The organism is Pseudomonas sp. Irchel s3f10, assembly GCF_900187515.1.
GTDB lineage: Bacteria > Pseudomonadota > Gammaproteobacteria > Pseudomonadales > Pseudomonadaceae > Aquipseudomonas > Aquipseudomonas tensinigenes.
Map to the genome: position 1 here is coordinate 83294 of NZ_FYDZ01000015.1, position 14678 is coordinate 97971.

General features: G+C 60.4%; 12 protein-coding genes. 1 reads left to right on the forward strand and 11 read right to left on the reverse strand.

What is annotated here, in order from left to right; translation table 11 throughout:
- Nucleotides 1-19: 19 nt before the first annotated feature.
- From CKW17_RS24815 to CKW17_RS24835, 5 genes are all read right to left on the reverse strand, one after another.
- Nucleotides 20-292 (reverse strand): hypothetical protein, encoded by a 273-nt coding sequence (locus CKW17_RS24815; RefSeq protein WP_176470115.1) that lies wholly within the window; start codon nt 290-292, stop codon nt 20-22.
- Between the two features lie 20 nt (nt 293-312).
- Nucleotides 313-909, reverse strand: coding sequence for a hypothetical protein (locus tag CKW17_RS24820; RefSeq protein ID WP_095122297.1), 597 nt, complete (start codon nt 907-909; stop codon nt 313-315).
- A complete protein-coding gene (locus tag CKW17_RS24825) occupies nt 906-1514 on the reverse strand; it encodes an RNA polymerase sigma factor (RefSeq protein ID WP_095122299.1) in 609 nt (202 codons plus the stop codon). The genes CKW17_RS24820 and CKW17_RS24825 overlap by 4 nt, the downstream gene beginning before the upstream one ends.
- Entirely contained in the window at nt 1515-3194 is a 1680-nt protein-coding gene (locus tag CKW17_RS24830) for a VWA domain-containing protein (RefSeq protein WP_095122301.1), read from the reverse strand.
- Between the two features lie 87 nt (nt 3195-3281).
- A complete protein-coding gene (locus tag CKW17_RS24835) occupies nt 3282-3842 on the reverse strand; it encodes a YbhB/YbcL family Raf kinase inhibitor-like protein (protein WP_095047045.1) in 561 nt (186 codons plus the stop codon).
- A gap of 139 nt (nt 3843-3981) precedes the next feature.
- Between CKW17_RS24835 and CKW17_RS24840 the strand changes: the two genes are divergently transcribed.
- Nucleotides 3982-5511: an FAD-dependent oxidoreductase gene (locus tag CKW17_RS24840; RefSeq protein ID WP_095122303.1), complete on the forward strand. Its 1530-nt coding sequence runs from the start codon at nt 3982-3984 to the stop codon at nt 5509-5511.
- Nucleotides 5512-5613: 102 nt separating this feature from the next.
- Here CKW17_RS24840 and pgaD read toward each other — a convergent pair whose 3' ends face one another.
- The 6 genes from pgaD to CKW17_RS24870 form a co-directional block, all read right to left on the reverse strand.
- The gene (gene pgaD / locus CKW17_RS24845; protein ID WP_095122306.1) at nt 5614-6141 is read right to left on the reverse strand and encodes a poly-beta-1,6-N-acetyl-D-glucosamine biosynthesis protein PgaD; all 528 of its coding nucleotides are present in this window, start codon (nt 6139-6141) and stop codon (nt 5614-5616) included.
- The gene (pgaC, locus tag CKW17_RS24850; protein WP_034151812.1) at nt 6138-7493 is read right to left on the reverse strand and encodes a poly-beta-1,6-N-acetyl-D-glucosamine synthase; all 1356 of its coding nucleotides are present in this window, start codon (nt 7491-7493) and stop codon (nt 6138-6140) included. The genes pgaD and pgaC overlap by 4 nt, the downstream gene beginning before the upstream one ends.
- 1 nt (nt 7494) lies before the next feature.
- On the reverse strand, nt 7495-9492 hold the full coding sequence (gene pgaB, locus CKW17_RS24855) for a poly-beta-1,6-N-acetyl-D-glucosamine N-deacetylase PgaB (RefSeq protein WP_095122308.1): 1998 nt from the start codon (nt 9490-9492) through the stop codon (nt 7495-7497).
- A 12-nt stretch (nt 9493-9504) separates the two neighbouring features.
- Nucleotides 9505-11985 carry a poly-beta-1,6 N-acetyl-D-glucosamine export porin PgaA gene (gene pgaA, locus CKW17_RS24860; protein ID WP_095122310.1) on the reverse strand — a complete coding sequence of 827 codons (2481 nt, stop codon included), beginning with the start codon at nt 11983-11985 and terminating at the stop codon, nt 9505-9507.
- Nucleotides 11986-12236: 251 nt separating this feature from the next.
- Nucleotides 12237-13742, reverse strand: a complete 1506-nt coding sequence (locus tag CKW17_RS24865; RefSeq protein WP_095122311.1) for a YdgA family protein — start codon at nt 13740-13742, stop codon at nt 12237-12239.
- A 293-nt stretch (nt 13743-14035) separates the two neighbouring features.
- Nucleotides 14036-14671 carry an NADH:ubiquinone oxidoreductase subunit N gene (locus CKW17_RS24870; RefSeq protein ID WP_095122312.1) on the reverse strand — a complete coding sequence of 212 codons (636 nt, stop codon included), beginning with the start codon at nt 14669-14671 and terminating at the stop codon, nt 14036-14038.
- Nucleotides 14672-14678: the final 7 nt, after the last annotated feature.

The following is a 14678-nucleotide window of genomic DNA, read 5'->3' on the forward strand; positions in this document are numbered from 1 at the left end:
CAAAGAGACTGGGACGACGTCACTCCGTCGTCCAGTCAAACTCATCGTAATCCTCATCGTCGTCTTCTTCCTCCTCAACCTCCTCTTCGAAAACCTCGTCTTCATCAACGACATCCTCTTCCGGCTGATTCAGCAGAAATTCCTTACGTGCTTCAGTAATCGCGCGCCGCATCTCTTCGCCCTTCTCCGGGCAGTTGAGCAGTTGGGCGATGCGGTCAATTTTTGCTGCCACGTTGTCCTCCAGCGCATTGGCAATAGCCCGATAGTGCGCGTTTTTGCGGGGTAATGCCAAATGGCTGGGGGATCAGGCGGTCATTTTTTCTGCAACTGTTCGAGTCGGGCGTCGAGATCGGCGTTCGGGTAGCGTTTGTGCAGGTTGTTGAACAGGCTGTCGGCGGCTTGCAATTGGCCGGATTCACGCAGACGCAGGACTTCGCGCAGTTGTTCGTCGAGGCCGTTGGCCGGGGCAGCGGCGCGTTTGCTGAGTTTGGTTTCATCGACGCTGATCGCTTGATCTTGCATCGGCGCGGCCATTTCCATCATCGGCACAGGTGCCGGCATGGCGCCGGCCGGGGCGGACAGTCGGTGCAGTTGCGCTGAGTCCGTTTCGGTCATGGGTACGGCAAGTTCGGGGGCTGGGGCGTAGTCGTACTGGCGCAGCGGTTCAGGGGCGCGCTGTACCAGCGACAACATCAATGCCACGCCGACGAGGCTGGCAAACGCGACTTGCCAGCGTGGTTTGCGGCAGATCTCCAGCCAGCGTTGCCACAAGGTTGGTTTCGGCGCAGGGGTTTGACGATGCGCGGCGTTGAGGATGAACGCATCAAGGTGCGCTGGCGGTTCGGCATTGTGCTGTTCACGCACATGCTTGATTAGCGGATCTTCGGGTGTCTGGCGGGCGTCAGTCATGTCAGTACCTCCTCGGCCAGCAGCCGACGCAGTTTTTGCTGGGCGTAGCGCAAGCGGCTTTTGACGGTTTCCAGCGGTGTTTCGGTGAGGCTGGCGATTTGTGCCAGGTCGAGGTCGCCGTGGGCGCGCAGCAGGAACACTTCACGCTGGTCGGCGGGCAGGGTTTGCAAGGCATTTTCCAGGCGCTGGCTGTCACGGCTGAGGCTGAGCAGTTGTTCGGGATCGTTGGTTTCATCGCTGACCGCGTGATGTTGCTCGTCGTAGCTGTCGTGCAACGGTTGCCGGGCGCCGTGTTTGCGCCAGTGGTCGATCAGGCGATTACGGGCAATCTGGAACAACCACGTCCGAAATGTCGCCAGCCCTTGTGGCTGACTGCTGCTGCGGATCAGGCTCAACCAGGTTTCCTGAAACACCTCGTCGGCCAGTTCCGGTTTGCCGCTCAATCCGAGCAGAAACCGGTACAGGCCTTGGCGATGGCGCGCGTACAAGATCTCGAATGCCGCGCCGTCGCCCTCGCGATAACGCGCCAGCAGCGATTCGTCGCTGCTGGCAGTGCTGTCTGCCGAGGCAAACAGCTGACTGATGAAGCCTTTCAGACGACTCACTTATTCGATCCGTTGTTCAGTGGCCAACGCGTTCGATGCGGTTGAACTGCGCAAGCTCTGCGCCAGTTCGACCAGTTGCACGAACTCGTTGCGCAGACCGAAGCGATCATCGCCGCGAGCGCCACGGGCCAATGCCTCGGTGTCCTTCAAGCTGAAGTCGCCGGTGTAGCGACCGTCCTTGAGTTGCTGGGAGAATGCGGCCACGGCGGCGGCAAAACGCAGATCTTCGCTGGCGGTTGCGACTTGGTTGGCGATCGGCCGCTCGATCAGCAGACTTTTCCCACCTTCAGGCTGTTGATAACGCACACGCAGCATCGCCAATTCTCCGCTTTTCCCGGAAACAACCGGTTCCGACTTGCCGTAACGCAGCGGCTCCAGCCAGCCCTTTTCACCCGCCGGAACAATTTCGTATAGCGCGGTCACCGTGTGTCCTGCGCCGATTTCGCCGGCATCGACTTTGTCATTGCTGAAATCCTCACGCTTCAACGCACGGTTTTCGTAGCCGAGCAGGCGATATTCGCTGACCTGCGCCGGATTGAATTCCACCTGCAGTTTGACGTTTTTTGCCACCACGGCGAGGGTTGAACTCAACTGATCCACCAACACTTTGCGCGCCTCGCGCAGATTATCGATATAGGCGTAGTTACCGTCGCCGGCGTCGGCCAGTTGCTCCATCAAGTGTTCATTGTAGTTATCCACACCAAAACCCAGGGTCGTCAGCGAAATCCCGCTTTTGCGTTTATCCACAGCCATTTGTTTGAGGCTATCGAAGTCGCTGACGCCGACATTGAAATCGCCATCGGTGGCCAGGAGGATGCGGTTGATGCCTTTGGGAATGAAGGCCTGCTGCGCCATTTGGTAGGCCAGTTCGATACCGGAGGCACCAGCGGTCGAACCGCCCGCAGTCAATTGCTCAATGGCTGTACGAATTTTCGCTTTTTCACGTCCAGAAGTCGGCTCCAGCACCACTCTCGATTCGCCGGCATACACCACCAACGAAACGCGATCCTGATCGCGCAATTGATCGACCAGTAATTTCAGCGTGCTTTTGACCATCGGCAGGCCTTCGCGGCGATCCATCGAGCCGGACACGTCGACCAGAAACACCAGATTGGCCGGGGCCAGTTCCGTCACGGCACGGTCGGACGCCTTGATGCCGATGCGCAACAAGCGAGTGTGCGGGTTCCACGGTGACGCAGCCAATTCTGTGGTCACGCCAAACGGCGAGCCGTCGCTGGGCAGCGCGTACTCGTAGGGGAAGTAATTGACCATTTCCTCCAGCCGCACCGCGCCTTCCGGCGGCAATCGGCCTTGATTGAGCAGGCGACGGACATTGGCATAAGCGCCCGTATCGACGTCAGCACTGAACGTTGAAACCGGGGTTTCGACGACGCTATGGATCGGGTTGTCGGCCAGCGCCTGATACTGCTCGCGCTGCGTATCGCGATAGCCCTGTGGATAACTTTCACTCAACGGCATCGGCGCACTGCCCGCATTGGGCATCCTGTACAGCGCGCGCTTGGCCATTGAGGTGTCAGCCATGACCGCCTCCTGCTGAACCAGCACCTCAGGCTGCGCCGGCGCTGGCACAGCGACGGAATCGGGTGTGGACGAAGCACCGCAACCGGCGAGCGCCAGTAGCACAGCAACCGCAACAGGACGCAAGAGAGGAAGTGACATGGGGGCTGACCTCGGGATGAAATTGATCATTCATCCACTGAGACGGGCAGCCCTTTCAGTTCGGGTTAAACGCCGCTAAAAATATTTTCAGCGGTGATAACGCCGCACCGCACTGCTGTTACGCAGCACGTGACCTTTGATTTTTTCCATCAGCTCGGCGCGGGTCAAACCGGCCGGCAAGGCATCCGGCGCCAGATCCAGCGCGTAGATCTGGATGATGTAGTGGTGCGCACTGTCGCCCACTGGCGGACACGGCCCCATGTAGTGGGTGTTGCCCTTGCTGTTGGTGCCGCCGACACCTTCGAATGCGGATTTAGCGCCGACGCCCGCTGCAATCTGCCGTGTAGTGGATTTGATGCCGTAGTGAATCCAGTGATCGACGCCCAGGCCTTTCTGGCCGTCCGGGTCGTGCATGACGATCGCATAACTCTGGGTACCAGCAGGACCTGCGTTCCAGCTCAGGGCCGGCGACTGGTTCTTGCCACCGCAACCGGGCGCATCGCTGGCCGCTGCCGAGGTGAACAGGCGGTTATCGGAAACACCCGGGATGCTCAGGGTGAAACGCTCCTGGGCCTGCGCTGGAAACTGCACGCAAAGGGTGACGGCGAGGGCCGCAAGCCAGGGGTTGAGAGAGGTCAATCGGGTCATTCCGGGAGCACCTTGTGCAGTGGGGCCGTCGTCGGCCTGCAAACTATAGCCGTACCGTTCGTGCCGTGGCAGTGGCAAATGGCTGAACCTCGCCCTGCGGCGCAAACTCACAAGAGAAATGCCCGCGAGGAAGCCGATCATGTCCCTGCACCGTGTCGCCCGTATCGCCGATGTCCCTGAAGACCGTGGCCTGCAAGTTGAAATCGGCGACTGCAAGATTGTGCTGTTGCGCATCGGTGAGCAGCTACGCGCCTTTCAGGGCGAATGCCCACATGCCGGCGCGCCGTTGGCTGAGGGCGCGGTGTGTCACGGACGGCTGATCTGCCCGTGGCACAAGGCTGCGTTTCGGGCCGAGGATGGCGCGTTGTGCGAACCGCCGGCGCTCGACAGCCTCAAGCGTTATCCGCTGGAACTGCGTGGCGATGAGGTTTGGGTCGATGATCAGCCGTTGCCGGATCCGCATGCACCTCCAACGGATGATTCGCGGACTTTTGTAATCGTCGGTGCCGGGGCGGCAGGCACCGCGTGTGCAGCGGCGCTGCGGGAAAAGGGTTTCGGTGGCCGGATCGTGATGATTGATCGCGAGGCCGATGCCGGTTACGACCGCACGGTGCTGAGCAAATTTGTCCTCGCCGGGGAAATGCCACCCGAGGAAGCGCCGCCGCTGCGAGATGAAACCTTCTATAAAGAGCAGCGCATCGAGCGGCTGGAAAACCAAATCACCTCGCTGGATGCTGCAAACAAGACGTTGCATCTGAGCGACGGTCAGTCCCTGCGCTATGACGCGGCCGTGCTCGCCACCGGCGGTGAACCCAATCCGTTGGAATTGCCCGGCGCCGACCTGCCGCAGGTCTTCGTCCTGCGCTCAAAATCCCAGGCAGAGCAAATAATGAATGCCGCCAAACCCGAGCACCGCGCGGTGATCATCGGCGACAGTTTCATCGCCCTCGAGTGCGCCTCGGCCCTGCGCCAGTATGGCCTCGACGTTACGGTGCTGGCTCGCCACGCGATTCCCTTCGCTGCGCAATTCGGTGAAGCCGTGGGCAAGGCCATCCGCGCTCTGCACGAACAGAACGGGGTGAAATTCATCACCGAACACGAAGCCACCGAGATCATCGGCGACGACAAGGTAGAGGCCGTGCTACTGGACAATGGCCTGCGGCTTTCTGCGGATCTGGTTCTGGCGGGGATCGGTGTGCACCCGGCGACCGAAGCCTTTGCGTCATTGCCGAGGGAAAAAGATCAGTCATTGCGCGTCGATGATGGCCTGCGTGTGAGCGAAAATCTGTGGGCCATCGGCGACATCGCCACGTTCCCGCTCCACGGCCAGCCGCAACGCATCGAGCACTGGCGCCTGGCTCAGCAACACGCACGCATCGCCGCGGCCAACATGTTGGGTGGCGAGGAGCATTACCTCGACGTGCCGTTCTTCTGGACTTGGCATTTCGGCAAGAATTACGACTATCTCGGCCACGCTGAGCACTGGGATGAGGTGGAGTTTCTCGGCGAGCCTGAACATCCGCCATTTATTGGTCTGTTCGGTAGAAACGGCATTCTGGTCGCTGCAGTCGCTTGCGAGAAGGAACGGGCGATGGCGCTGCTGGCCGAGCGAATGAAGCAACCGCTGGCAATGGAAGAGGCTTGGACACTGGTCCGCGATTACGCTTGATCGTTCCCACGCTCTGCGTGGGAATGCAGCCCGTGACGCTCCGCGTCACTGGACGCAGAGCGTCCCTAGAGGCATTCCCACGCGGAGCGTGGGAACGATCAATTAACGGGGAAGAGGTTCGCGATTATCGTCATCCTCGGCATGCAGAAAGATCACCCGTGGGTGCTCCAGCGGTGCCAGCGGCGGTGGCAATTCTTCCTTTTGCACCGGCCAGAAATGCGTCACCACATGGCTGATATCACCTTCCTGATCGTTGTGAATGGTCATCACCCCGGGCGTGCGCAGTTTCTGAAAGCGGTCATCGCAAAGCTTGAAGCTCTTGCTCAGCCCTTCATCGTCAATCACCGGCGAAGGCAACCGGCGCTGGGCGAAACTGCGGCTTTTGCGCTGTTGATAACGCGCCCAGGAAATCAGAATCACCGCGTTGACCAAGGCAATCCACAGATAAATCTGCAGGGTGCCCAGCGCGTCGAACGCCGATTTATCGATCAGCGGGCCGCCCGCGTGAGTTTCGACCAGCGGCCACAAGCCACGGATCAGCAGAAACAGCAGGCCAACCCAGGCCACCACGGTGAGGATGACATCGATCACTACCAGAAAAGGCCGCTGGCGAGTCCGGATGATTTTCATTTGATGACCTCCTCTTCGTCGTCGCCGATCGGTTTGATGCCCCGATCAGGACTGACCCAACGCGCACGTTTCTGATGTTGGCCGAACAGCACTTTGGGGAAGCTGACCAACGTAGTCAGCAGGCTGATAAGCCAGAACACCAACGGATACCAGACTACCCAGAACATCGTGCGGCCCAATCCCGGCTCATAGCGCCGGTCGATGACGATGCTGACCGCGAACTGCACCAGGCAGACAAACGCCAGCAGCAACCCGGTAAACGCTGGTGGCATCAGGTGATCCACCGCGATCGCCTCCGGCATGACCACAAATTTGCCGACGCCCCAGAAAATCACCGACAACAGGAAAGTAAACGCCCAACCGGTCGACAGGCAGTATTCAAACAGCAGCGGCCACAGGTAACGATGACGGTACTGCCAGATGCCGCGAATGTTCTTGAACAGCACTTCGGCGCCGCCCTGGGCCCAGCGCAGACGCTGCTTCCACAGGCCGCCGAGGGTTTCCGGCATGAGGATCCAGCACAGCGCGCGCGGCTCGTAGAAGATGCTCCAGTGATCGAGTTGCAGCTTCCAGCTGATGTCGATGTCTTCGGTGATCATGTCCGGGCTCCAGTAACCGACGCGGTTCAGCGCGGTACGACGGAACGCGACGATCACGCCGGAGACGGTGAAAATCCGCCCGAACACCCGTTGCGTACGCTTAATGAGCCCGATGATCGACGAGAACTCACCGACCTGCACCCGCCCGACCAGCGTCGAACGCGTACGAATCCGTGGGTTACCGGTCACCGCGCCAAGGCGTGCGTTATCCAGCATCGGTGCCACCAGATAGGCTGCGGTGTTCGGCGCCAGCAGCGCATCACCGTCGATGCACACCAGATACTCACTGCGTGCCGCGATGGCGCCCATGCGCAGGGCCACAGCTTTGCCCTGGTTTTCCGCCAGATGCAGCACGCGCAGACGTGGGTCTTCCTTGGCCAGCGCATCGAGCACTTCGGCGGTGTTGTCCTTGGAGCCGTCGTTGATCGCGATGACTTCGATGTTCGGATAATGCTGGGCCAGCGCCGCATGGATGGTGTCGGCGGCGTTGTCACCTTCGTTGTAGCAAGGGATCAGGATCGAGATCAGCGGCTCGCCTTCCAGTGGCGGCGGCAGGGTGTCGTCCTGCCACGGCCAGTGGCGCTCCCAGTGCAGCCAGAAATACAGGCCACCGGCAATCCACAAGCCGGACATGAACAACGGGTAGAAGAACACGAAGTCCATCAGGAACTGCCCGGTCACCAGGAAGATCAGCCCCAGCGGTACGCCGAGGACGATCGCCAGAACAAGCAGGGCTAACAGTCTATCCAGCATGTTATGGATTCCATTTGTTGGAGAGTGCAGGCCTTACGGTTTTCAGGTCCGGCAGGTTGTCGAGGAAGTTGTCCGGGTAGTAACCGAAACTGGTCGCACCCTGACGCTTGAGGCGACCCATCCAGTCCGCCAGAAGGGCACCATCGATGTCAGCCTGATCCTTTTTCGTCCAGTCGCGTGCCTGCAGCTCGAACACCGTGCGATCCAGCGCGCCGGGGCGCTTTTTGACCGTGGCCACCAGCGCTTCCAGCCACGGGCCGGACTCTGCCTGGGTCTGTTTTTCCATCAGCGGCATGGTCATCGGTGCCGTCCAGTCGTAGGTCACGAGGAAGTCATCGAGGTTCTGTGCGTACCATGCTTCGCTCTCGGGGTTGAGCATCGGTTCGGCGAAGATATTTCGCGCGGTCAGCACCTGCGGACCGCGAATCGCACGGACTTTGGCGGTCAGCTCGTTGGTGAAGTCGATGAGGTATTGGCTCTTGAAGCGCGTCCAGCGCTGCATCGCTGCCGGATCGTCGCGCAATGCGGCAATCGAACCTGGCAAACCGTGGGCAGCGTAGGCTTTCAAGGCTTCAGGACTAGCATCTTCGAAATCCGACAGTACCGCGTCGTCGTGGTAAAGAATGCCGTTGACCGAGGTCAGGCGCGCCACGTCTTCGTAGATTTCACCGATGATCCGTCGCACTTCAGGATCGAACGGCGACAAGCGTTGGTACTGATCCGGATCCACCGAGGTGATGCCGGTTTTCGGCTCCCAACGGGTCACGCGCGGCAGTTTCGAGTCGAGACCAAAACTCAGCACCGGCATCCACGCGAAGACCTTCACGTTAGCGCGGGTACGTAGTTGCCAGGCGACGCGGTTAAAAATATCCGCACGCACCGGCAAGTGACGGTTGGGGAAGTACAGCGAATGCACCAGGCCATCGCCCTTGGGATCGGCGAAGGCTTGCAGGAACACCGTGTTGGCACCCAAGTCAGCGATGCGCTGCACCAGTTTTCCGAGGTTGATGTCCTGCTGCGCCGGATCCGGGTCGTAAACGTTGTCCAGATCAACATGCACAACGCGCATGACGAAATCCGACTGCACGTCGACGATACTGTTGGCGAAACGCTCGCCGTCAGGATCCGAAGCGACAAGAAAGCGCGGGCTGCTCATCAGGTTGTCGAGAGCGTCGAGACCGTCTTCGAGGGTCAGGGCCATTTCGTAGCCCTCCTCGCCGACCACCGTCAGCGATGTGCCGTCCGCCGCGCCATACGGCCAGACCCAGACGCGTGGTTTCTTGCCGGTGACCTTGCGGATTTTTTCCGAGATGTTGTTCACGTCAGTGCGAATCCGCGCCTGAAAATCGACCTCGGATTCATAGCGTTTGGTCACTGGGTCATAACGCCGGGTGGCCGCCGCAGGCTGCAAGTTGCCCTGCGGGTTGGCCAAAATACCTTTGTGATTGGCGTCGGTGTGCGCGGCGATTTCGACCAGACCGGATTGCGAGATTTCGCGAATCTGATCCCAGGTCAGGAAGTCGGAACGTGCGCGCGGGGCACCGGCGAAATCCACTGGCTGATTGAGCGGCGTGTCGATCCAGCTGCCGACCGGCGCCAGCAGCGCATGCCAGTTATAGGCACGCAGCACCGGCAGGACGCGGGTGTAGAAGCTCGAATAACCATCGTCGAAACTGAGCAAAATCGCTTTCGCCGGCAGCTCCGGGCCGCCCTTGCGCGCAGCCATGATCTGGTCGACGGTGACCGGTTTGTAGCCGTTCTCGCGCAGCCACGCGAGTTGCTCGATCAGGCGCTCGGTGCGCACCGCAACTACGGCCTGATCAGGATCGCGGTCTTCAACGTCGTGATAGGCAATACCGAGCACGTGGTTTTTCGGCCACGGTTTTTCGCTGGCCGCCAGCGGACGCTCGGACGGCGGCGCGAATGCCGGAGCTTGCTGGGCGCAGGCGCTGACCAGCAGCGCTCCCAGCAGAAGGATGAAACGCGAAATCAAAGGCATCTTCAAACTCTTCTAGAAGCGGAAAGTGAGGTCGACGAGCAGACGCAGATCGGTCTCCCGATCACCGTCGTAGGGCCGGTTGATCACACTGAGCAAACCGCCCACCTCGAACACGTCGTTCCAGGCATAACGCTGGCCGTAACCGAGCAACGCCATGCCGCCGGTGCCGTGCTCACGCTGGCTGTACGTCCCCGCGCCGGCCTGGAATTGTTGGCTCCAGGCCGTTTCGTAGCGGTGGTAGAGCACGTGATTGACGTTGACCAGCGGCATCACGCTGAAGTCGGATTTCGGGTTGAAGTACGGCACGTCATCAGACTTGGAGTTGTGGCTGGTGCCGACTTCCAGTCCTGCATCGACCTGCACGTTCGGCGCGCTGTAAACGCCCTCGCGGCCGGTTAGCAAGGCTTCGACGCGGTTGTTGCCGTCACTGAAGTGCGACGGGCTCACCGACAGGCGCCACTCGCGACTTTCATTGGCGCGCCAGCGAATGAAACCGCTGCCGCCGTTGGCCTTGATGTCACTGTTGAGCGCGCGCAGCGGGGTCTCTGCCGAGAGGTATTCAAGGCTGCCGCCGTACTGCCAGTGATCGTTGATGTCACGGGCGATCGCCAGCCGCGCACCCTGTTTGTCGCCGAAACCGTAATCGTGATTGGACACTTCGGCTTCAAGGGTCATGTCACGAGTGCGGCGTTCCAGGCCGACTCGCTGAAAGCGTTGGTGCCCGGTGCCTTCGGCGAAGTCGCCGGTGGCATAACCGGCGCCGGCGAACACGCGCCAGTCTTCATCGATCGGCGGGCTGTACAGGGTGGTCTGGATGCCAAAATCGCGGCTGCCGCTGACGGCTCCGGCATCGCCACTGCCGCCACCATTGGCCTTGCCGCCGTAGGCTTCGACGCGCAGCTCGGACATGTCATGCACTTCGCGTTCGCGGGCCAGACGCTGCACCTGGCGGTTGTCCGGGTAACGCGCGACGACGTCGTCGGTCAGCGCCTCCATCTGCCGCCATTCCTGCAGCGTCATGGCGGTGCGCGCCTGCGCGACTTCCAGGCCCATGTCGCGCGGCACCATGCTCTCGGTTTCCTTGAGCTGGTTTTCCGCGCGACGCGGCCATTGGCGGGCCAGGTACAGATCGGCCTGAGCCAGACGTAAACCGACGTTACCCGGCGCTTGATCGACCAAGGTCTGCAAACGCTCCTCACCGTGAGGCAAGTCGGAACCGTAAGTGCCGGCCTGAGCGGCCAATTGCTGGGCGTCCATCCATTCATCGTTGGGGTTGCCGATGGGCAGCCCTTTGAGTTCGACACGCGGACGCTGGGACTTGGCGGCGTCCTCGGCGACTTTGCGTGCCTCATCAGCGCGGTCGCTTTCCAGCAGCGAGTAGTACAGCGCAGTGGTGTCTACGAGTCGGTCGCCGACATCGGCATCCGGCGCCGCCAGCACTTGGCGATAGAGGTCGGTGGCGATTTCCGGCTGGCGTTGATCCAGATACGACGCCGCCACCCAGCGCAGTGCGTAGGTCGGAATCTTCACGCCTTCGGTTTGCAGCTTTTGGGATTCAGTGATGACGTCGGCAGTGCGCGCCCGGGCCTTGAGCGCCCCCATGCGGTCGATGCGCCAGCGAATCACGTCGTCGTGAGCCGTGGCGTCCGGTGTCCAGGTGGCGAGCAGTTTGTCGTAATCGGCCAGCGCGCGATCGGCGATGACGTAGCGTTCTTTTTCACTGCGGGTGGCGAGTTCGGCGAGGCGCACGCGCTCGGCGGCCAGATCGCCTTCGAGGCGACGCAGGGTCACCGGATCGATCAGGCCCGGACGCTGATTGGCCAGACGCAGCGCTGGCTCCGGCAGACGCGCCTTTTGCAGAGCGACCACATATTCGCGGGCGACTTCCGGTTTGCTGCCGGCGCGTTTGAAGGCTTGATCGTATTCGAACAGGGCGTCGTACTGTTTGCCGGCACGGGTCAACGCGTAGCCCAGCGCCAGACGACGGGAAGGATCATCAGGCTTGGCCGCCACCAGCGCTTTGGCGCGGGTCACCGCTTCGTCGGGTTTGCCGGCGTCAGCCTGAGTCAGGGCCAGGCCCAATTGCAGGTCGGCGTTATCCGGCTCCAGCGCCAGGGCCTTGTTGTAGACCTGAGTGGCTTGATCCCAGCGTTTGAGGTTGCGGTAGGCGCGCGCAGTGGCGGTCAGCGCCTGCACCGGCAGCACGCGGTCGCGGCCTTGGGTTTCATAAACCTGCACCACTTCAGCGTCGAGTCCGGCCCAACTGGCGATCTGCAGGTGATCGCTGATCTGCCCGGTGGTCGACTGGCCGGGCGGCACCTGACGCAAGACCGTCAGCGCGGGCGTGGTTTGCCCGGCACGGGCGTCACGCACCATCTGATCATAGGGTGTGTCGGCAAACGCGAGCGCCGGCCAGAGCAACTGGCTGCACAGCGCGACTCGAAACAAAGGGCGTAAACCACGATGTAATACGGGAACATCAATCCGCGGCATTCGTCAGCATCCTTACATGGCCAGCCGGGTCGCAATGCCCTCCTTGCCCTTTCGTAACGGTGGCCGCCAACGCACATGCAACGGCCAAGCTTAGTCAGGCAGTTTTGCACGCAAGCGCAGAGCAATATCCAGAACACAATAATTGTTCAGAATCGTGCTGGCGGTTCAGCCGAAAACCCGAACGCCAGACAGCAAAACGCCCGGCGTCTGTGCGATACAGAGGCCGGGCGTTGCTATTTAAAAACGCAGAATTACTGCACTTGCGTGACGCCGGCGAACTTGTTCATCAGGAAGCCGACGAACTGCTCGACGGTCATCTTCTGGCCGTTGAATTCGACCTGATTGGCGGCGTAATGCAACTTGGTCACGACGTTGCTGCCGTCGACGACTGCCAACTGTGAACCGACTGCCATGCCGGCGAACATGTCGGCCGCCTCCTTGGATTGATCGACGATGGCTTTGGCATCGGTCTGACCATCCAGCTGCGCTTGTACGCTGAGCAGATCGATCAGCATCGGCTTCGATACCTGGATATTCAGGTCGAGCAACGCGATCAGTTGTTTGCCCAACTGGTCCGGCGGCAGATCCATCGATTGCGGTTTGGTCAGGTCAATGACCAGATTGGCCTTGCTCTCGCCGTTGGCGGTGTTGAACGAGAGATTTTCCAGCGCAAACTGTGGGCCGGCGGCCAGCAGTTTTTGCAGATCGGCTTTGACCTGCGCATTTTCCGCTTCGGTCAGGTTCAGCTCTGGCGCTGGCAAGCCTTGGGCCGCAGCCTCGGCGGCAGCTTTTTCATAAGGCTGCAGTTTGGTCTGGTAAATCTGCATCAGCGACATCGTCGACGGGATGTCGAGGTTTTTCAGGCTCATGGCCATGTTCGCCGAGCCGACTTTCTTGTCGTTGAGGCTGACTTCGCCAATCTTGTAGTCCGCACGACCCGAGGCATTGCTGCCGTTTTCTTCGGTGAGGTTCTTCATTTCGAAGTTCTTCACACCGAGGACCGACTGCTTGGTACCGAAAGTGGTTTTGCTGTTGGTCAGCACCAGAGTGTTTTCCCCGGTGTAGTAGCCATAGCTGCTCTTGGCGAGGTTGCTGGCCAGGGTCAGACCGTTGAGTTCGACCTGCACCGGCGCCTGATCTTCAGCAACGGTGACCAGTTTCAGGTTGTCCATGTAGCCGTCCGCCTTGACCTTCTGCGCCTTGGCGTTGGCAGAAATGTTCATGGTCAGGCCGGAAAACTTCAGACTCGACTGCTCATCCAGTGCAGTTTCGAACGGCAGCAGATCGAGGGTGCTGGTGGTCGATTCGTCATAGCCGATGCTGGTTACGCCTTTGAGCGGCGCGGCGCCTTTGGTGGCGGCGAACCATTTTTCGGTGGCCGGATTCTTTTCCAGCTCATAGTTGCTGGTGGCCATGACCGGCAGCCATTTCAGCGAAACCAGACGCGAGAACGGCAGCGGGCCATGTTCGATGTGATCAACGAACAGCAGTTCGACCGGCGCATCACCGAACATCTCGCCTTCACCTTTGAGGCGATAGTGCGCGGTGCTGGTGAAGGTGTGGCGCTCCAGCGACACCAGTTCCAGCGACGCAGTGCCATTGGAACCGGCCATGGCCGTTTGCAATTCCTGGTTGGCATTGCTGACGGCGTTGTTGAGCACGCCTTCGATCTTGGTCCCGGTGTACCAGGCCCCGCCTGCGCTGATCGCGCCGATGGCAACTACAATTCCGAGGAGCACGCCTGCTGATTTATTCATGAATGACCTGATCGATTTCCGTGGCTGTGAGTGTCGTCGTCTTCCCTGAACCCGTGACCGGGTCGCGGCTCGACTGCGCTGAATTCAGCGGTGGAGATTAGCACCGGGCGCGCAAGGTGGCCCAATGTTTAAAGGTTAAAGAGTGTCTATGGGAATTGTGGACAGTCGCCAGGCTAGAAGAGTTTCGCTGTTTTTTAGGGCGCTATCGCGAGCAGGCTCACTCCTACAGGGAAACGCATTCCAAATGTAGGAGTGAGCCTGCTCGCGATGAGGCCGGTCGATTCAGCAGAGAATCAGGAATACTGAACCTCAATCTCATCCAGTTGATGATCAAAGCTTTTCAGCCGCGCGGTCCAGGTGTAAACCAGAACCTCAAAGTCCCGATCGATCACCGCCCCGCCCGCCCCGTCGGCGCGCGGGTCACAGAAATCCAATTGATAGCGTTCACGGGCCATCGCTGTGGCGACATCGGACAATTCGCGGGCGTTGTTCAACCAATGCCAGTCCTCGCCATCAATCTGCTTATCAAGTTCCAGGCACTGCTTTTTCAGCGCTTCGAGGCTTTTTTCCAGTGGCGTGCCGGTGAGTTCGCCCATGACTTCGGCGAAGGTCCGCCCCGGTTGCCAGTAACTGCCCCAGAAATACCGGTCGAACACGGTCTCGACCCGGCGCAGGGCGACTTTGGTATCCCAGATCAGCACCAGGGTCTTGCCCTGTTCAAGCTGCCGTTTCTTCACGCGCTGCACCTGGAGCGACGCCCACGCCACGACGACGATTGCCATGACCGCGATCAGCGCGACGGCGCTGTCGAGAAAAACCATGGCCTTGTCGATCTGGTGGGCCAGCATGATGCCGTAGAAATAGGTGGCCGAAAGCAGCACCAGCGCTGCGAGGGCGCACCAGAAGCCGAGAGCGTAAGGGTTTTTCATTATTGGT